Here is an 18,125-nt window from a genome sequence, read left to right as displayed (position 1 = left end):
CCCTGATGTCTCGTCAACTCTGCCAGGACTCAGGGGAATTGCACCAGAGGCGGGGGCCCGGGCCGGTGGCTAGGCGCCGACGACGCGGGAACGGATCAGAAAACGCACTCCTTCGGGTGCTTCGAGGGAGAAGCCGCTGCCACGGCCCGCCACGACGTCCACGATCAGGCGCGTATGGCTCCACAGCTCGAACTGGCTCCTGGACATCCAGAAGGAGACAGGCTCCTCGACGCCCTCGACCTCCAGTTCGGCCAGCAGGACGTCGGAACCGCCGGTGCGGAACTCGCCCTCCGGGTAGCACATGGGCGCGCTGCCGTCGCAGCAGCCGCCCGACTGATGGAACATCAGCGGTCCGTGCCGGCTCCGCAGGCTCCTCAGCAGTTCGGCGGCCGCGGGTGTCAGTTCCACGCGCGGGACGACGTCCATCGGCTTCCCCCCTCGGGTCTCACGGCTGTCGCGGACCAGCCGACCAGACCGGACGTTGCGAGAGGGTTGCACACCCCGGACACCCGGGCACCCCGGACACCCCGGCACCCCGGACACGCCGGAGGCCGGTCCCCGGTGCGGCCCGCGTGGTGCGGGTCGTCACCGAGGACCGGCCTCGGATCGCGCTCGTGCCGGCCGACGGGGTGTCAGCCGCCGCGGCGGGCGCGGACGCGGTGGGTCAGCAGATGCGCGGGAGCTGCTCCCCGAGCGGCATGTCGACCACCCGGGTGCCGCCCAGACCGGTGGCCGCGACCACCATGCCGGGGTGGTCGGGGACGCAGGTCCCGATCGCCACGGACTCCTTGCCCAGCGGATGGGCCCGCATCGCCTCCAGCACGGCGTCGGCGTGCTCGGCCGCCACGAACGCCACCAGCTTGCCCTCGTTGGCCACGTACAGCGGGTCGAGGCCGAGGAAGGCGCAGGCGTTGGCGACCGTCTCCGGGACGGGCAGGGACCGCTCGTTCAGCGCGATGCCGACCCGCGCCGCGGCGGCGATCTCGTTCAGGGAGGTGGCGAGCCCGCCGCGGGTCGGATCGCGCAGCACGTGCAGGTCCGGGCACACGGCCAGCATGTCCGCGACCAGAGAGGCCAGCGAGGCGGTGTCGCTCTGGATCTCGACACCGAACTCCAGCCCCTCCCGCACGCTCATGATCGCCACCCCGTGCACGCCGATCGGCCCGCTGACCAGCACCACGTCACCGGGGGCGGCGCGCTGCGGGCGGATGTCGACGCCGTCCGGGATCAGGCCGATCCCGGCGGTGTTGATGAAGACGCCGTCGCCGTGACCGGCGTCGACGACCTTGGTGTCGCCGGTCGCGACCACCACCCCGGCCGTCCGCGCCGCCTCGCCCATCGCCTCGGCCACGCGCCCCACGACGGAGAGTTCGACGCCCTCCTCCAGGATGAACCCGCAGGAGAGGTAGGCCGGTACGGCCCCCGCCATGGCCAGGTCGTTGACCGTGCCGTTGACGGCGAGGTCGCCGATGCTGCCGCCGGGGAAGAACAGCGGCCGTACGACGAAGGAGTCGGTGGAGAAGGCGAGACGGGCGCCGCCCATCAGCAGCCGGGCCGAGTCGCCGAGCTCGGCGAGGACGTCGCTCCCGAAGGCGGGCGCGAACAGATGCTCCACCAGTTCGGCGGAGAGCGTGCCGCCACCGCCGTGCCCCATCACGACCCTTTCGTGGTCGCGCAGCGGGGCGGGGCAGGTCCAGGAGGAGAAGTCGACGGGAGCGTATGCCGAGTCAGCCAACGGAACTCGCCTCCTTGTCCGGGGTCTCCAGCCGCCGGTAGAGGTAGTAGGCGGCGCACGCGCCCTCGCTGGAGACCATGGTCGCGCCCAGCGGATTGCGCGGGGTGCACTCCTTGCCGAACGCGGCGCACTCGTGCGGCTTGATGAGCCCCTGGAGCACCTCGCCGCTGCGGCAGACGGTCGACTCCTCGGTCTCGATGCCCGTCACCGAGAAGCGGTGCTCGGCGTCGAACTCGCGGTACTTCGGCGACAGCCGCCAGCCGCTCAGCGGGATCGTGCCGATCCCGCGCCAGGCCCGGTCCGTCACCTCGAAGACGTCGGAGAGCATGGCGCGCGCGGCGGGGCTCCCCTCGGGCTGCACCGCGCGCGGATAGGCGTTCTCCACGGTGTGCTGCCCCGCCTCCAGTTGGATCACCGCGCGGCGGATGCCCTCCAGGATGTCGAGCGGCTCGAAGCCCGTCACGATGATCGGCACCCGGTGCCGTTCGGCGAGTTCGGGGTACTCGGCCGTGCCCATCACCGTGCAGACGTGCCCGGCGGCGAGGAAGGCCTGCACACGGCAGTCCGGCGAGTTCATGATCGCGTCGATGGCCGGGGGCACCCGGACGTGCGAGACCAGCAGGCTGAAATTGGGGATGCCCAGCTTCTTCGCCTGGTACACGGTCATCGCGTTGGGGGGCGCCGTGGTCTCGAAGCCGATGCCGAAGAACACGACCTGCCGGTCCGGGTTCTCCTGCGCGATCTTCAGCGCGTCCAGCGGCGAGTACACGACCCGGACGTCCGCGCCCTCGCTCTTGACCTTGAACAGGTCGCGTCCGCTGCCGGGCACGCGCAGCATGTCGCCGAACGAACAGAAGATCACGTCGGGCCGGGAGGCGATCTCCAGCGCCTTGTCGATGATCTCCAGCGGGGTCACGCAGACCGGGCAGCCCGGCCCGTGGATCAACTGGATCTCCTCGGGCAGGAGCTGGTCGATGCCGTGGCGGATGATCGAGTGCGTCTGGCCGCCGCAGACCTCCATGAGCGACCAGGGCCGGGTGGTGACCGCCCTGATGTCGTCGAAGAGCCGCTTGGCGAGGACCGGATCGCTGAACTCGTCCAGGTACTTCATGACCGCGCCTCCTTCTCGGCGCCCTCCAGGGGCGGAAGTCCGGTTCCTGCGGGGCGTTCGGCGCCGGCGTCCCGGGCGGCCCTGCCCCAGGCGTCGCCGAACTCCTCCTCCAGCACCCCGAGGTTCTCGAAGAGTTCCAGGGTCTGCTTGGCCGACTCCTCGTCCAGCCGTTGCAACGCGAATCCCACGTGGACGATGGCGTAGTCACCGACCTTCATGTCCGGCACGTACTCCAGACACACGTCCTTGACGACACCGCCGAAGTCCACCTTGGCCATCCGCGTCGCGTCGCGTTCCTCGATCTCCAGCACTCGGCCGGGTACGGCCAGACACATGGCTTGCTCCTGCCTCGCTCGTGAGCTCCGCCGCGCTAGTCCAGCGACCGGGCGGCGACGATCAGCTGGCCGAGGGCCAGACCGCCGTCGTTGGGGGGAACCCTGTGGTGCCTCAGTACGGTGAAGCCGCCGCGTTCCAGGACGGCGCCGCAGCCCTCGGTCAGCAGGGCGTTGCAGAACACCCCGCCGCTGAGGGCCACCGTGCCGAGCCCGGTCCGCTCTCGCGCCACCGTGCACACCTCCAGGACCAGGCCGGTGACGGCCCGATGGAACCGGCGGGCCACCGGCCCGGCCGGGACACCTGCCCTGACGTCCGCGACGGCGGCGGCCAGGACCGGCGCCGGATCGGCGACCAGCGGCGCCCCGGGGTCCTGACGGACCGCTCTCAGCATGAACCGGTACGCGTCGTTCCGCTCGTCGTCGGCGAGCGGCCCCGCCAGGTCCTCCAGCGCCGCGTTCTCCAGCTCCATCGCCGCCTGCGCCTCGTACTCCACCCGGTGGCAGACGCCCGCGAGCGAGGACACCGCGTCGAAGAGGCGGCCCATGCTGGACGTGGGAACGCAGTTCAGCCCCCGCTCCAGCTGCCGTTCGAGCAGCCGCCGCTCCTCGGGCGTGGCCGCCGCCGCGCACGGCAGCTCGTCGTGCCAGGGCAGTCCCGCGGCCCGCAGGTGCGACAGCGCCATCCGGTAGGGGTTGCGCACGGCCGCGTCGCCGCCCGGCAGCGGGACATAGGCCAGATGGGCGAACCGCCGGTATCCGTCGTAGTCGGCGAGCAGCACCTCGCCGCCCCACACGGCACCGTCGTCGCCGTAGCCGGTGCCGTCGAAGGCGACCCCGATCACCGGTTCCGAGCCGTCGAGACCGTGCTCGGCCATCGCCGAGGCGACATGGGCGTGGTGGTGCTGCACCTGGCGCAACGTCAGTCCCCGGGCCCCGGCGGTGCGCCGGGCCCACTGGGTGGAGCGGTAACCGGGGTGCCGGTCGGCGACGAGCAGGCGCGGCTCGACCGCGGTGAGGTCCGTCAGATGGCCGGTGGCCCGCTCGAAGGCGTTCAGGGTGGCGAGGTCGTCCATGTCCCCGACGTGCGCGGACAGCCACGCGTAGCGGCCGTCCCCGGCGCAGAAGGTGTTCTTGAGGTCTCCGCCCACGGCCAGGGCCGGGACCACCGGCACCGGCAGCGCGATCGGGAAGGGGGCGTAACCGCGCGAGCGGCGCACCGGGAGCTCGGCGCCCGCGCACACCCGGACCACCGAGTCGTCGCAGGGCACGTGGACGGGCCGGTCGTGGGCGAGCCAGGCGTCGGCGAGTCCCGCCAGCCGGGTCAGCGCCTCGGCGTCGTCGGTGACGATGGGTTCGCCCGAGCGGTTCCCGCTGGTCATGACGAGGACGGCCGGGCCCGGCGGATCACCGGGCAGACCGAGCAGCAGCCGGTGCACCGGCGTGTACGGGAGCATGAAGCCGAGGTCGGGGCTGCCCGGGGCGACTCCCGCCGCGATCTCGTCGCCGGTTCCCGCCAGCCGCCGCAGCAGGACCACCGGCTTGCGCGGCCCGAGGAGCAACTCCCGCTCCTCGGGCCCGACATGAGCCAGCCGCTGGACTGTCTCCAGCGAGCCGGCGAGCACCGCGAAGGGCTTGCCGCCGCGGTTCTTGCGTTTGCGCAGGGTGCGCACGGCCGCGGGATCCCCCGCGTCGCACGCCAGGTGGTAGCCGCCGATCCCCTTGACCGCGACCACGGCTCCCTCGGCCAGCAGCCGGCGGGCCTCGGCGAGCGCCTCCCCGTCCCGCAGCTCGCCCGGGTCGTCCGGCCCGGTGCGCAGCGTGAGCCGGGGACCGCAGGCGGGGCAGGCGATCGGCTGGGCGTGGAAGCGCCGGTCGGCGGGGTCCGCGTACTCCCGGGCGCAGTCCGCGCACATCGGGAAGTCCGCCATGGTGGTGCCGGCCCGGTCGTACGGCAACGAGGTCACGATGGTGAACCGCGGACCGCAGTGCGTGCACGTGATGAACGGGTGCCGGTGGCGCCGGTCGGCGGGGTCCGCGAGCTCGCGGAGACAGGCGTCGCAGGTCGCGGTGTCCGGGGAGACCAGCGTGCGGCCCGGCCCGCCGGAGGAGGGGCGGATGGTGAACCCCGAGCCGTCGTTCTCCAGGGGTACGGCCCGGTGCTCGACCGACTCGACGACCGCGAGCGGCGGCGGACGCGTCCCGACCCGCGCGCAGAACTCCGCCACGGCGGCGGCCGGGCCCTCGACCTCGGCCTCGACGCCCCGCGCGTTGTTGGTGACCCAGCCGGTCAGTCCGAGTTCCTGCGCGAGGGTGTACACGAAGGGCCGGAACCCCACTCCCTGGACCACGCCCGTGACGGTGACGTGCCGGCGCTCGCGCCCCGGGGGCGTCCGGTTCACCGCGCCGGTCCCCGCACACCCGGGCGCACATGCCCGTCGGCGTGGGTGTGTCCCTCCGCCGGCGGATGGTCGTGGCCGTGCAGGTGCCGCTCGTGCTGCCGGGCCAGCACCGGTACGTGCGCCTCCTCCCCGGCCGCGCAGCGCAGGACGTGCGCCAGCAGGGCGTCGACCCCCCGGCCGGTGCGGGCCGAGGTCTCCAGGACCGGCACGCCGGGGTTGACCTGCCGGACACCCCCCAGGAACGCCTCCCGGTCGAAGCCGACGGCGTCCGCGATGTCGGTCTTGGTGATCACGACCAGATGGGCGAGCCCGAAGGCGGTCGGGTACTTGACCGGCTTGTCCTCGCCCTCGGTCACCGACGCGAGCGCGATGCGCAGGGTCTCCCCGAGGTCGTAGGAGGCGGGACAGACGAGATTGCCGACGTTCTCGACGAACAGCAGCCGGGTGCCCTCGGGCAACCAGCCCTCCAGCCGCCGCCGGAGCATGCCCGCCTCCAGATGGCACAGCCCGTCGGTGAGGATCTGCCGCACCGGCGCGCCGGAGCGGGCCAGCCGGGTCGCGTCGTTCTCGGTCGCCAGGTCGGCGGTGACGGCGGCGGCCGGGATGCCGCCCGCCACGGCGCGCGCGAGCAGCTGTTCGAGCAGGGCCGTCTTGCCGCTGCCCGGACTTGACAGCAGGTTCACCGCCGCCGTGCCGCGGTCACCCAGATAGCCCCGCAGGGCCAGCGCGTTCTCGTCGTTCTTGGCGAGCACGGCTCGATGCAGGTCAACGGTGCGGCACATGGCTCGCCTCCTCGTCGCGTACCGGCGGCCCGGACGGCGCGGGCAGCGGCCCGTCGTCCGCGCCCTCACCGGCCGGGGTTTCGTCGCTTCCGTCCGGGGTCCCGCCGCCCGTAGCGTCCAGGGGGCCGTCGTCCTCCCCGGCCGCGGGCCCGTCGGCCAGCGTCACCCGGACGATCTCCAGCTCCCGGCCGCCGAGCAGGGCCAGCGGCGCCCCGCACCCGGCGCACCACAGCACCGGAGGCATCCCGGTCGGCGCCTCGCGGCCGCAGCCCTCGCAGCGGCCCCGTGCCTCGACAGTCTCGATCAGCAGGCGTGCCCCCGCCAGCGCGGTGCCCTCCGCCGCGAGCCCGAACGAGAAATCCAGTGCCTCGGGCACCACCCCCGCCAGCTCGCCGATCCGCAGGGTCAGTGACGCGACCGCGCGGCCCCGTTCCCGCACGGCCTCCTCGACCTGCTCGACCACCGCCACGGCGATCGACAGCTCATGCACGGCCCTCACCTCCCGTGACCGGCCCGCCGCGCGGTGCCGCCGCGCCCGGATGTGAGCCCCGCGCATGCCTGGTTACCCTGAGGACACGATGACCGGGCACGAGGTCGAGCGACGCGCTCTGCTCACCCCGGTGCTGCTCCTGTTGCTGGCCGAACGCCAAGGTCATGGCTATGAACTGGTGCAGCGCCTGGGCGCTTTCGGCTGCGGCGACGCGGACCAGGCGCACGTGTACCGGCTGCTGCGGGGCATGGAGAGCAGCGGTGAGGTCACCTCGCACTGGCACGCCTCGGAGAGCGGCCCCGCGCGCCGGGTCTACGCGATCACCCAGCAGGGCGCCATGAACCTCGCCCTGTGGTTCGTGCGCCTGGGCGAGCTCCACGGCACCCTGCATCTCTTCCTGGAGCGTTACGTGCAGCTCGAGGACGTCGGCGGCCGCGCGGGGCGCGAGGGCGGGAGCCCGCACGCCGGTACGCGTCCGCCGGACCACGCGCGTCCGCCCGATCATTCACGTCCGCCGGATCACATGCGCCGCATGCGCAAGTAGCGGCGGATGTCCGACATGTTCCTCGCGACCCCGTAGGCCACTACGAGGCCCGCGGCCAGGCCGACCCATTGCCATTCCATTCCTGCCTCCATCGTGGTCAGTTCCTCTGGGGTACGGAGCCGGCCCGGCGCACCAGGCCGAGCACCAGGTCCCCGGCGGCGTCCACGGCACCGGCCACCGGGGGAGTCAGGTCCATGCCCTCGCCGGTGTCGCCGGGCTCGCAGCCGATGACGTACACCTCCTCGGGGAGGGTGCCGCCCGCGCCCGCGTGCAGATCGTGCAGCAGGGCCAGCACGGTGGCGGGGTCCATGGCGTGCGTGTCCAGCGGGCCGGGTCCGGGCCGTGCCACCGGGGGGCCGGGGCCGACGTCGATCGTGTGGAGCGTGCCCGGCGGACCCCCGCGGCTGACGATGTCCACCAGCACGAGCGTCCGGTAGCCCTCCAGCAGCCGGTAAGCGAGGTGCACCCCGCGGATGCCGGCGTCCATCAGCTCGACGCCGGGCGGCAGTTCGTGCGCGCGGGCGGCGAGCCGCCGTACGGCCTCCACCCCGAACCCGTCGTCCCGGAGGAACACGTTGCCGACCCCGGCGACCAGGACCCGTCCGGTCATGGCGTCTCCTCCCGCTCCTTCAGCGGGGCCACCTCGTCGGGCCTGAAGTACAGGAAGCGGCCCTGGGCCCGGCGCACGTCGGTGCCGGGGTCGTCGTCCACGACGACGGCGAGGTGCGTCTCGCCGTCGAGGTCGCCGACCACGGCCTCGACCGTGGCGTGCCGGCCGTGGAGGAAGGCGTCCTGGGCGTCGGAGCGCCGGGCGCCGGGGGTGAGCCTGACCCTGCTCCCGGCCCCCACCCTCTCGCCGTCGATGACGACGACGTCCGGCACCTCGGCGGCCCCGGCGTCCTGTGCCGGGTCCCACCAGGGGTGCCCGGGGCCCTGGGGCAGACTCAGGCCGGGGCCGGGGCCGGGGCCGGGGCCGCCGGCGGTGGCGGCGGGGAGCGGCGCGCTCGCGGTGTCCTCGCCGGTGATCTCGCGCAGCCCCCGGATCGCCCCGTGCAGACGTTCGCGGACCGCCTCCGGCATGTCGTCGACCAGGTCGACGACCCCGGCGGCGCGGGCGTCCGTGCCGCGTGCCTCCCGCTTCTCCCGGTCGGTGAGCGCGGCCGTGCGCAGCGAGAGGATCTCGTCGATCTCGGTGGCGTCGTAGAGCGGCCCGGGGCTCTCCTCCGCGACGGCGGGATGGTCCTCCAGGATGATCGGCGAGGACAGCATGACGTCGTCCGTGCCGGGCGGGCCCGCGAGCACGGGCCAGGTCCGGTCGTTCCGGCAGCCCGCCGCGGCCGGACGGGCCCACTCGGGCGGGTCCGTCAGGGACAGGAACCGTCCTCCCGGGACGCCGAACAGCAGATGGGTGCCGATCAGGCTGTGGGCGAGTGCGGTCTCGCGGCCGGCGCCGGCGTGCTCCGGGACGGTGGTGGTGTTGTGCACGCTCACCGTGAGCCGCAGCACCCGGTAGGGTCCCGGCAACTCCTCTACCTGTGGCCGCAGTTCACCGGTCAGCCGCTGTCTGCGCCGCACGAGACGGCCGAGCGTGCGGCCCTCGGCGTCGGTCACCGGCTCGTACTCGACGGCGTCCGGCAGGTCGAACCGTACGGCGTGGACGGCCGCCTGATCACCCGTCAGTTCGTCGAGCGACTCGTGGATCAGGACGCGTTCCTCGTGTCCCTCGTCCCAGGGCACCAGCACCCGGTCGGGAAGGTCGAGTTCGGGGACCTCCGTGTAGCCGCCGTCGGCGTCGAGCCGTTCGACCGTGCGCCGCCGGACGTGCAGGAAGCGCAGTTCGGCGTGGAGCCGGTCACCCCCGCGGGGCTCCAGCAGGCACTCGGTGCGCTGGACGGAGTGTTCCCCGGTGGTGGCGGCCTGGGCGGGCGGCACCAGGACACCGAACTGCCAGCGCAGCTGGTTCTTCGCGGCCGAGGCGCGGTAGGGGTAGAGGACGTATCCCTCGAACAGCACGGCGTCCGCCACCGCGCGGGCCTGCTCGAAGCGGTCCTCCAGGGGATTGCTCATCTCAGTCGGCCCCCTTCGCGTCGGCCTTCGCGTCGGCGGTGGCGAGGAGTTCGTCGAAGACCCGCTCCCAGGAGGGCAGGGCACGGGCGGACCGGTAGCGGCGCAGCGCGTCCAGCACGTCCAGCCGCACGCGCAGCCAGCCCGAGTTGGGGAAGTACTCCTCGATCATGTTCCGCCACACGTCCACCGGCATCCGGTACGACGTCTCCTTGTGCCAGGGCACCGGCTCGGCCCGGAAGCCGTCGCGGCCGGTGAACACCGTGCCGGAGAAGAGCAGGAGCAGCGGGACCTCGCCGCGGGACAGCGCCCGGAAGTACGAGGCGGACGCGACCTCGGTGTCGTAGGTGCAGGGCACCGGGAGATCGACCTCGGTCGAACCGGTGAACCCCGGGACCGTGATGGAGGCCTGGGCGAACTGCAGCGGCTTGAGCGTGCTGTTCCACCGGCTCGGCTCACCGAACAGGTCGCCCAGCATGCCGACCTCCTCCGGTTCGTAGGACCGTCCGGCGGGCTCGATGCGGATCTGGCAGCGCAGCGCGACGGCGTGCACCGGCTGGTGGTCCGCCTCCTCGATGCGCAGCTTGAACAACAGGGTGGGCCCGGCTCCGTACGGCTCGGGGCGCACACCGGTGCAGGTGAACCGGAGATCGGTCACGGGGCGCCTCCGGTGGACGGGGCCGGGCCCCCGGGCTCCGCCGGGGGAGGGGGCTCCGCCGGGGTGGCGGAGGGCCCGGGGCGCGTGGACGCGACGGCGGATCCCGCCTCGGCTTCCGGCTCCGGGTCCGGTGCCGTCCCCGTCTCCGTCTCCGGCTCCGGCTCCGGCTCCGGTGCCGTCTCCGGATCCGATCCGGTCTCCGGGTCCGGCGGCCGGGCGGCGGCCGTGATCCGCTCCAGGAACTCCGCGATGTCCGCGCGCGCCTCGCTGCCGCCGTCGAAGCCCTTCCAGTGCAGCCGCATCCGCCCGACCAGTTCGTAGCAGACGTCGACCGGGACCAGCGTGCACGTCACCGAGCCGTCCCGCCCGCGGTGCAGCAGCAGCGCCTCCACGTCGGGTTCCAGCAGCTCCACCAGCCTGCTGCGGCCGAGCACCGCGTCCCAGGTCCGCGGGTCGAGTTCGCTCTCGGTGGCGCCCGCCGGGCTCGGATAGAAGGCCGCGAGCCGGCCGAGCTCGGAGTTGCGGAAGAAGAAGGCGAGCGCGACGGGGATCTGCAGCCGGTTCCAGCCGGCCTCGTCCAGGACGAACCCGGGATCGGAGAGGTACCGGTCGGGGACCGCCCGGAAACGGCCCTGTCCCGCGCCCGGCCGGGTGAAGAGCAGATGGCAGTGCGGGCAGGCGCACTTCAGGGACCGCCGGGAGGTGTCGACGAGATGCCGGTGCTCGGAGGGCAGCGGTTCCCCGCACAGGTCGCAGCGCTCGCCCTTCGGCGGTGGTCTCCGGGTGAACTGCCTGAGGACGTCGGAGGTCATGGCCCCGCCCCCAGCAGCTCGCCGGGCAGCGCCACCCGCACCGAACCGTTCTCCTCCAGCAGCGGTACGGGTTCCAGGTGGCCCTCCTCGCCCCGGCCCGCCCTGCGCACGTCGAACGCGGCGCCACAGCCCGCGCACCGCAGCAGTTCGCCGTCCAGGACCGCCGGAGCGAGGCCCGCCGCACACCGCGGACAGCGGTCGCGGTAGGCGTACAGCTGCCCCGGCAGACGGACCAGCAGCAGGGCGCGGCCACCGACCTCGGTGACCCCGGTGGCCCGCTCGCCCGCCGGCAGCGCGTGGAGGCCGAGTTCGTACCAGCGCGCCGCCGCGCCGGGTTCCCCGGCCGGCGCCGCGCCGCCCGGAGCGTCGTCCGGGCGATGCGGCAGGATCTGGAGCAGCGCGGGCTGCGGGCTTCCGTCGGCCGTGCCCTCGACCTCGATGCGCGCGACCTCGGGGGCGATCCGGGCGACCGCCTCCTCGATGGTCCAGCGCACGGTCTGGGTGGAGGAGGGGCAGCCGTCGCAGCTGCCGCGCAGTCTGAGGCGCAGCGTCGGACCGTCGGCCGCCTCCAGGTCGAGCCCGGTCACCTCGACGTCGCCCGCGTGCGAGCCGAGGTAGGGGCGGACCTTGTCGAGGGCCCGGCCCACCCGGGTCGCGGTGTCCTCGGGGTGCAGGTCGTGCAGGATCAGCAGATCGCTGACGAGTTCGTCGGAGGTGAGGACGGCGAGGGGGTCCGCGCCGTCCGGGGCGGAGCGCAGCAGGCGTACGGCCCGGGCCAGGCCCTCGCCGTAGAACTCCATGAGGCAGCGCACCAGTTCGTCCGCGACGTCGCGCGCCTCCGGTCCCGCCCGCTGCGCCAGCTCGTCGAGCAGCGCGCCCATCCGCTCGCCCGTCTCCTGTCCGGCCATCGGCAAGCCCCTCTCTGAGGAAGGTCGATCGCGAGGAAGGTCGGATCGCGATGAACAACGGATCCGGGGAAGGTCAGCCGGCCAGTCCGCTCAGCCCCGTCGGCATGTGCGTCTCCTCCACGGTCCGTCCGCCGCCGACGTACATGTGCACACCGCACGGCAGACACGGGTCGAAGCTGCGGACGGCCCGCATGATGTCGATGCCCTTGAAGTTCTCGGGCGGGTTCTCCTCGAAGATGGGGGTGTTCTGCACCGCGTCCTCGTAGGGGCCCGGTGTTCCGTAGGAGTCGCGCACGCTGCCGTTCCACGGGGTCGGCGGGTACGGGTGGTAGTTGGCGATCTTGCCGTCCCTGATCACCATGTGGTGGGACAGCACGCCCCGGACCGCCTCGGTGAAGCCGCAGCCGATCGACTCGTCGGGCACGTCGAACTTCTCCCAGGTCTGGGTGCGTCCGGCGCGGACCTCCTCCATCGCCTGCTCGGCGAAGTACAGGGCGGCCGCGGCGGCATACGCCTGGAAGTAGGTGCGGGCCCGGTTGCGTTCGAGGGCGTTGCTCCACTGCGGGATCTTCCACTCCAGCGCCATCTCCGGCTTGGTCATCGTGCGCGGCAGGTTGATCTGCACGCTGTGCCCGGTGGCCTTGACGTAGCCGATGTCGACGAGACCGGAGAGCGCCGTGGACCACAGCCGGGCGATCGGGCCGCCGCCGGTGTCCAGGGCCAGGTGGTCGGTGCCGTCGAACCAGCGCGGCGACATGACCCAGCTGTACTTGTCGTCGAAGTCCCGCTTCTGCGGGGCCGGGATGGTGTGCTGGTTCCACGGGTGCCGCTCGTCGACGGGATTGCCGAGCGGGTCCCGCTCGACGAACTTCTCCATGCCCGACCAGTCCTCGTAGTACGAACTGCCCAGCAGGATGCGGATGCCGAGGTTGATGTCGACGAGGCTGTTGGTGACCAGCTTGCCGTCCACGACGACACCCGGGGTGACGAACATGCGCCGGCCCCAGTCCTCCATGCCGGCGTACTGGAAGTCGCAGTGCTCGGGGTCGTTCAGCGCGCCCCAGCAGCCCAGCAGCACCCGGCGCCGGCCCACGTCCTCGTACCCGGGCAGGGCCTCGTAGAAGAAGTCGAAGAGGTCGTCGTGGAGCGGGACGACCCGCTTCATGAACTCCACGTAGCGGGTGAGCCGGGTCAGGTAGTCGGTGAAGAGCTGCACGGTCGCGACCGTGCCGACGCCGCCCGGGTAGAGCGTGGAGGGGTGCACGTGGCGGCCCTCCATCAGACAGAACATCTCCCGCGTGTAGCGGCTGACCTGGAGCGCCTCGCGGTAGAACTCGCCCTCCAGCGGGTTGAGCGAGCGCATGATGTCCGCGATGGTGCGGTAGCCGTGGTCGGCCGCGTGCGGGGCCTCGGTGCGCTCGGCCTGTTCCAGCACGCCGGGGTTGGTCTCGCGGACCATCTTCTCGCAGTAGTCCACGCCGACCAGGTTCTCCTGGAAGATGTTGTGGTCGAACATGTACTCCGCGGCCTCGCCGAGGTTGATGATCCACTCCCCGATGTGCGGGGGTGCCACGCCGTACGCCATGTTCTGGGTGTAGACCGAGCAGGTGGCGTGGTTGTCGCCGCAGATGCCGCAGATCCGGCTGGTGATGAAGTGCGCGTCGCGCGGGTCCTTGCCGCGCATGAACACGCTGTAACCGCGGAAGACGGACGAGGTGCTGTAGCACTCCGCGACCCGCTTCGCCTTGAAGTCGATCTTCGTGTGGATGCCGAGACTGCCCACGATGCGGGTGATCGGGTCCCACGACATCTCCGTGAGGCCGTCACCGGCCGGCCTGTTCGTCGCCGTCGCCATGGTGCCGCGCCACCTTCCTGTCGAGTGTCCTGCTCAGCGGGTGGCCGTGGTCACCACGGCGCCTTGTAGCCGGTCGTGAGTTCCTCGCTCCTGCCGCGCCACTTCGGTTCCTTGTCGACGGTCTTCGCGGTGATGTTCCGCAGGCGCCGCACGACGGATCCGTAGATCCCGCTCGCCGTGGCGGACACATGGCCGCCCGGCGGTTCGTCCATGAACGGCATGAACTTGTCGGGGAAGCCCGGCATGGTGCAGGCGATGCAGATGCCGCCGACGTTCGGGCAGCCGCCCACGCCGTTGATCCAGCCGCGCTTGGGCACGTTGCACTTGACCACGGGGCCCCAGCAGCCGATCTTGACCAGGCACTCGGGGGATCCGTACTCGGTGGCGAACTGTCCCTGCTCGTAGTAGCCGGCCCGGTCGCAGCCCTCGTGCACGGTGGCCCCGAACAGCCAGGTAGGCCGCAGCTCCTCGTCCAGCGGGATCATGGGGGCCGCGCCCGCCGCCTGGTACAGGAGGTAGAGCAGGGTCTCGGAGGCGTTGTCCGGGTGCACGGGACAGCCCGGGATGCAGACGATCGGGATGCTCGCCTGGGACTTCCACTCCCAGCCGAGGTAGTCCGGCACGCCCATCGCGCCGGTCGGGTTCCCGGCCATCGCGTGGATGCCGCCGTACGTCGCGCAGGTGCCGATGGCGACGACGGCGAGCGCCTTGGGGGCGAGCCGGTCCAGCCACTCGCTGGTGGTGATCGGCTGGCCCGTCTCGGGGTCGTCGCCGAAACCGCACCAGTAGCCCTCGGGCTTGACCCGCTCGTTCGGGATGGACCCCTCGACGACCAGCACGAAGGGTTCCAGCTCACCCCGGTCGGCCTTGAAGAACCACTCGATGAACGTGTCGGCGCCCTCCACGGGCCCGCACTCGAAGTCGATCAGGGGCCAGTGGACCGCCACCTTGGGCAGCCCCGGCAGGGCACCGAGCGCCAGTTCCTCGATGCTCGGCTGGGTCGCGGCGGTCAGCGAGACCGAGTCCCCGTCGCAGCTCAGCCCCGCGTTGATCCAGAGAATGTGGACGGTCGGGTCCTCCCGCGCCTCGTCCTGCGCGGTGGGGTCCGCCGTCGTCGCGGTCGGGGCGTTCATCGAGCCCTCCTGGGAATCGGCGTATTCCAGTCGTAGCCGGCCAAACAGCCTCTCCCAGGGTTACCGCCCGGAGGTGCCGGCGGTAAGTGCGAACCGGCCCTATCGCCGTGCCGCACGTTGTCCGCCGCGGTGAACGGGAGCTCAAAGGCGGTTCGCCGATCCTTCGGGACTTTTGGCCGTTGTCCCGAATATGGATATTTGGGATGGTTGTTGAAGCCAAGGACATTGCGCGAGTGAGATTCGGGGTCTCCGGCCGCGGCAATGCGTGCGCGCCCGCCGGCGCGTGTTTCCCACGAGTGATTCCGCTGGAGCTTTCGTCATGCCTGTGAACACCCTGCCCGTCACCGAGGGCCTGCGTCTGGGTGCCGCGTTCGAGACCGTGCCCGGCCCGGCCGCCCCGGCCGGGCCGCACCCGGGTGCGGTGGCGGTGGTGGGCCTGGGCTACGTGGGCCTGCCCACCGCACTGGGCCTGCTGGCCGCGGGCACCGAGGTCATCGGCATCGACGTGAGCGCGCAGCGGCTGGCCGCCGTCCGCGCCGGCAACGTGGACCTGCTGCCCAGCGACCTGGAACGCCTGGCCCGCTTCGACAACGACCCGCGGTTCACGCTGACCGACGATCCCGCCGCGCTGGCCCGGGCACGGACGGTACTGGTGTGCGTGCCCACCCCCGTCGACCAGCACCTGGCCCCGGACCTGCGGGCGCTGCGGGCTGCGGCGGCCACCGTGGTGGAGCACGCGGTGCCGGGCCAGCTGCTGATGCTGACCTCCACCACCTACGTCGGCACCACCCGCGACCTTTTGACCGAACCGCTGACCGAGCGCGGCTTCACCGTGGGCCAGGACATCTTCGTGGCCTTCTCGCCCGAGCGGATCGACCCCGGCAACGCCGACCACACCCAGGACACCACCCCCCGGGTGGTCGGCGGCACCGGCCGGCAGACCATCGACCGCGCCGTCGACGTCCTCTCCCGCACCGCCTCCTCGGTCTACGTGCTGGACTCCCCCGAGGCCGCGGAGATGACCAAGCTGTGGGAGAACACCTTCCGCGCGGTCAACATCGCCCTGGCCAACGAGTTCGCCGACAACTGCCGGGTGCTGGGCCTGGACCCCATCCCGGTCATCGAGGCCGCCGCCACCAAGCCGTTCGGCTTCATGCCCTTCTACCCCGGCCCCGGCGTCGGCGGGCACTGCATCCCCTGCGACCCCCACTACCTGCTGTGGCAGCTGCGCGCCGAACGCGTCACCTCCCCCCTGGTCGAGGCCGCCATGAACAACATCGCCTCCCGCCCCCACCACGTGGTGCGCCGGGTGCGCGAGGCCCTGGGCGAGCGCGGCAAACCACTGACCGGCGCCCGGATCCTGATCGTCGGCATGGCCTACAAGCCCGGCGTGGCCGACCTGCGCGAATCACCCGCCCTGGAGATCTTCGACGAACTCGCCCGCCAGGGCGCCCGGGTCCGCTTCACCGACTCCATGGTCCGCGCCGCACACGTGGCCGGCGACATCCAGGAGAGCCTGCTCTCCCCCCAGACCCACGCATGGGACCTGGTCCTGGTCCACACCGTCCACCCCGGCGACGACCTGGCCTGGCTCGAGGACCGCGACGACGTCCTCGACGCCACCTACCGCCTCGACACCGTGGCGGCCAAGGAGACACTGTGACCGACCTGAACACGCCGGCCGCCGCGGACGCGGCCCTCGAGGCGGCGTACCAGGTCAGGCCGCGCCTACCGAATCCCACCGCACGACCGACGACCGCACCGGGCGTGCGACCGATCCGATGACCCCCGCCTCGTGCGGACTGATCCTGCCGAACCCGCATCCCAGGACGACCGTGCCGCTGCCGCCGGTCCGCTCGTCCGCCACCTGGAACCGCCCGGCCGGCCGGCTGACCCGCTGGACGAACCGGATGCATACCGACGTGCGCTTCGCGGTGCGGCGGGTGCTGGCGATGTTCTGCCTGCTGCCGCTGGGCCTCATCCTGGCCCGCGAGTTCCCGCTGGTGCCGGAGAAGCCGCTGGTCATCGGCTACGGCATCACGGTGCTGGTCGGCACCATCGCCATGCTGCAGATCGCGTACAGCCGCTACGACGACCCGTCGGTCCGGACGCTCCGCAGGCGCCCGAAGGACCTCGCGTCCTTCCCGTCCCTGCCGGCCGTGCCGAAGGTGTCCTTCCTGCTCGCGGTCAAGGACGAGGCCGAGTACATCGAACGGTGTGTCCGCTCGATGGCGGCCGGCGACTACCCGGCCCTGGAGATCATCGTGATCGACGACCTCTCCGAGGACGGGACCCGGGAGATCCTGGAGGAGCTGGCGGAAGAGCTCGACATCACCCTGCTCAAGCTGGAGAAGAACCTCGGCAAGAAGCACGCCCTCGTCAGGGGCGCGAGCATCGCCACCGGCGATGTGCTGGCGTTCACGGACTCCGACTGCATCCTGGCGCCCGACGCCCTGCGCAAGTGTGTGCAGGCCCTGGTCGACCACCCCGAGCTGGGCGCGGTCAGTGGCCACTGCCGGGCACTGAACGTCGACGAGACGCTCTTCACCCGGGCGCAGGACGTCTGGTACGAGGGGCAGTTCCGGGTGGCCAAGGCGGCCGAGTCGGTCTTCGGATCGGTCACCTGCGTCTCCGGTCCTCTGGCGGTCTTCCGCCGGGACGCGGTGTACAACTATTTCCCCGCCTGGGCCGGCGACCGCTTCATGGGAGCGCCCTTCCGGTTCGCGACCGACCGTCAGCTCACCGGCTACGTGCTGGGACAGCTGTGGGTCGGCAAGAAGCTGAAGAAGCAGTACGCCGACTCCCCGTTCGTCACCGCGCAGGACTATCCCGAGCGCAAGTGGCGCATCGGCTACGTCCAGTCGGCCAAGGTGTGGACCAACGTGCCCGAGCATTTCCGGCCGTTCATGAAGCAGCAGATCCGCTGGAAGAAGAGCTTCATCCGCAACACCTTCTTCACCGGCACCTTCATGTGGCGGCGGGGCGTCGGACCGTCCTGTCTGTACTACGGGCATGTGCTGTGGGTGCTGGCCGCGCCGTTCATGGCGGTCCGCCACATGATCTTGTCCCCGATGCAGGGCGGGATCTTCGTGAGCGTGCTGTATCTGTGCGGCGTGGTGCTCAAGGGCAGCATCTGGGGCCTGGCGTTCAAGATCGACAATCCCGGTGACGCCCGTTGGCGCTACCGGCCGCTGATGAGTCTGCTGTCGGCGCTGCTGCTGTCCTGGCTGCTGCCCTACTCCCTCGCGACCATCCGTCGCGGTGTCTGGTCGAGGACTCGGTGATGAAGGAATTCCTGC

At 72.0% G+C, this 18,125-nt stretch carries 18 protein-coding genes; 3 read left to right on the top strand and 15 right to left on the bottom strand.

All coding sequences use genetic code 11. The features are described 5' to 3' along the window. Nucleotides 1-69 precede the first annotated feature (69 nt). From ACICHK_RS07360 to ACICHK_RS07330, 7 genes are all read right to left on the bottom strand, one after another. Nucleotides 70-426, bottom strand: coding sequence for a DUF779 domain-containing protein (locus ACICHK_RS07360; protein ID WP_103550652.1), 357 nt, complete (start codon nt 424-426; stop codon nt 70-72). 238 nt (nt 427-664) lie between these two features. Next, the gene (gene hypE / locus ACICHK_RS07355) at nt 665-1,654 is read right to left on the bottom strand and encodes a hydrogenase expression/formation protein HypE (RefSeq protein ID WP_225860615.1); all 990 of its coding nucleotides are present in this window, start codon (nt 1,652-1,654) and stop codon (nt 665-667) included. A gap of 73 nt (nt 1,655-1,727) precedes the next feature. Further along, a complete protein-coding gene (gene hypD / locus ACICHK_RS07350) occupies nt 1,728-2,846 on the bottom strand; it encodes a hydrogenase formation protein HypD (RefSeq protein WP_406836290.1) in 1,119 nt (372 codons plus the stop codon). Next, nucleotides 2,843-3,181 carry a HypC/HybG/HupF family hydrogenase formation chaperone gene (locus tag ACICHK_RS07345; RefSeq protein WP_103550655.1) on the bottom strand — a complete coding sequence of 113 codons (339 nt, stop codon included), beginning with the start codon at nt 3,179-3,181 and terminating at the stop codon, nt 2,843-2,845. The genes hypD and ACICHK_RS07345 overlap by 4 nt, the downstream gene beginning before the upstream one ends. 35 nt (nt 3,182-3,216) lie before the next feature. Further along, on the bottom strand, nt 3,217-5,580 hold the full coding sequence (hypF, locus tag ACICHK_RS07340) for a carbamoyltransferase HypF (RefSeq protein ID WP_406836289.1): 2,364 nt from the start codon (nt 5,578-5,580) through the stop codon (nt 3,217-3,219). Next, entirely contained in the window at nt 5,577-6,362 is a 786-nt protein-coding gene (hypB, locus tag ACICHK_RS07335; RefSeq protein WP_406836288.1) for a hydrogenase nickel incorporation protein HypB, read from the bottom strand. The genes hypF and hypB overlap by 4 nt, the downstream gene beginning before the upstream one ends. After that, on the bottom strand, nt 6,346-6,852 hold the full coding sequence (locus ACICHK_RS07330) for a hydrogenase maturation nickel metallochaperone HypA (protein WP_406836287.1): 507 nt from the start codon (nt 6,850-6,852) through the stop codon (nt 6,346-6,348). Before ACICHK_RS07330 ends, hypB begins: the two co-directional genes overlap by 17 nt. 88 nt (nt 6,853-6,940) lie before the next feature. On the opposite strand from ACICHK_RS07330, the gene ACICHK_RS07325 reads away from it, so the two are divergent. After that, nucleotides 6,941-7,396, top strand: a complete 456-nt coding sequence (locus ACICHK_RS07325) for a helix-turn-helix transcriptional regulator (protein WP_406836286.1) — start codon at nt 6,941-6,943, stop codon at nt 7,394-7,396. Here the strand turns inward: ACICHK_RS07325 and ACICHK_RS07320 are convergent. From ACICHK_RS07320 to ACICHK_RS07285, 8 genes are all read right to left on the bottom strand, one after another. Then, nucleotides 7,372-7,476 carry a DUF6893 family small protein gene (locus ACICHK_RS07320; protein ID WP_404818542.1) on the bottom strand — a complete coding sequence of 35 codons (105 nt, stop codon included), beginning with the start codon at nt 7,474-7,476 and terminating at the stop codon, nt 7,372-7,374. The two genes, ACICHK_RS07325 and ACICHK_RS07320, sit on opposite strands and share 25 nt — an antisense overlap. Nucleotides 7,477-7,493: 17 nt before the next feature. After that, on the bottom strand, nt 7,494-8,006 hold the full coding sequence (locus ACICHK_RS07315; protein ID WP_406836285.1) for a hydrogenase maturation protease: 513 nt from the start codon (nt 8,004-8,006) through the stop codon (nt 7,494-7,496). Continuing rightward, nucleotides 8,003-9,463: a hypothetical protein gene (locus ACICHK_RS07310; RefSeq protein WP_406836284.1), complete on the bottom strand. Its 1,461-nt coding sequence runs from the start codon at nt 9,461-9,463 to the stop codon at nt 8,003-8,005. The genes ACICHK_RS07315 and ACICHK_RS07310 overlap by 4 nt, the downstream gene beginning before the upstream one ends. A 1-nt stretch (nt 9,464) precedes the next feature. Then, nucleotides 9,465-10,118, bottom strand: a complete 654-nt coding sequence (locus ACICHK_RS07305) for a DUF6084 family protein (RefSeq protein ID WP_406836283.1) — start codon at nt 10,116-10,118, stop codon at nt 9,465-9,467. Beyond that, nucleotides 10,115-10,930 (bottom strand): DUF5947 family protein, encoded by an 816-nt coding sequence (locus tag ACICHK_RS07300; protein WP_406836282.1) that lies wholly within the window; start codon nt 10,928-10,930, stop codon nt 10,115-10,117. Before ACICHK_RS07300 ends, ACICHK_RS07305 begins: the two co-directional genes overlap by 4 nt. Next, nucleotides 10,927-11,838, bottom strand: coding sequence for a NifU family protein (locus ACICHK_RS07295; RefSeq protein ID WP_406836281.1), 912 nt, complete (start codon nt 11,836-11,838; stop codon nt 10,927-10,929). Before ACICHK_RS07295 ends, ACICHK_RS07300 begins: the two co-directional genes overlap by 4 nt. A gap of 73 nt (nt 11,839-11,911) precedes the next feature. Further along, complete coding sequence (locus ACICHK_RS07290; protein ID WP_406836280.1) at nt 11,912-13,693, bottom strand: nickel-dependent hydrogenase large subunit; 1,782 nt, start codon at nt 13,691-13,693, stop codon at nt 11,912-11,914. A gap of 50 nt (nt 13,694-13,743) precedes the next feature. Next, the gene (locus ACICHK_RS07285) at nt 13,744-14,826 is read right to left on the bottom strand and encodes a hydrogenase expression protein HypE (protein WP_406836279.1); all 1,083 of its coding nucleotides are present in this window, start codon (nt 14,824-14,826) and stop codon (nt 13,744-13,746) included. Nucleotides 14,827-15,145: 319 nt separating this feature from the next. On the opposite strand from ACICHK_RS07285, the gene ACICHK_RS07280 reads away from it, so the two are divergent. Together ACICHK_RS07280 and ACICHK_RS07275 are read left to right on the top strand one after the other, a co-directional pair. Then, nucleotides 15,146-16,489 (top strand): nucleotide sugar dehydrogenase, encoded by a 1,344-nt coding sequence (locus ACICHK_RS07280; RefSeq protein WP_406836278.1) that lies wholly within the window; start codon nt 15,146-15,148, stop codon nt 16,487-16,489. A 118-nt stretch (nt 16,490-16,607) separates the two neighbouring features. Then, the gene (locus tag ACICHK_RS07275; RefSeq protein WP_406836277.1) at nt 16,608-18,110 is read left to right on the top strand and encodes a glycosyltransferase; all 1,503 of its coding nucleotides are present in this window, start codon (nt 16,608-16,610) and stop codon (nt 18,108-18,110) included. The last annotated feature ends 15 nt before the right edge of the window (nt 18,111-18,125 follow it).

It is taken from the genome of Streptomyces sp. AHU1 (genome assembly GCF_045343905.1).
Lineage (GTDB): Bacteria > Actinomycetota > Actinomycetes > Streptomycetales > Streptomycetaceae > Streptomyces > Streptomyces triticiradicis.
Note: the sequence above shows the minus strand (reverse complement) of the source record. Positions and strands in the feature narration are given on the sequence as shown.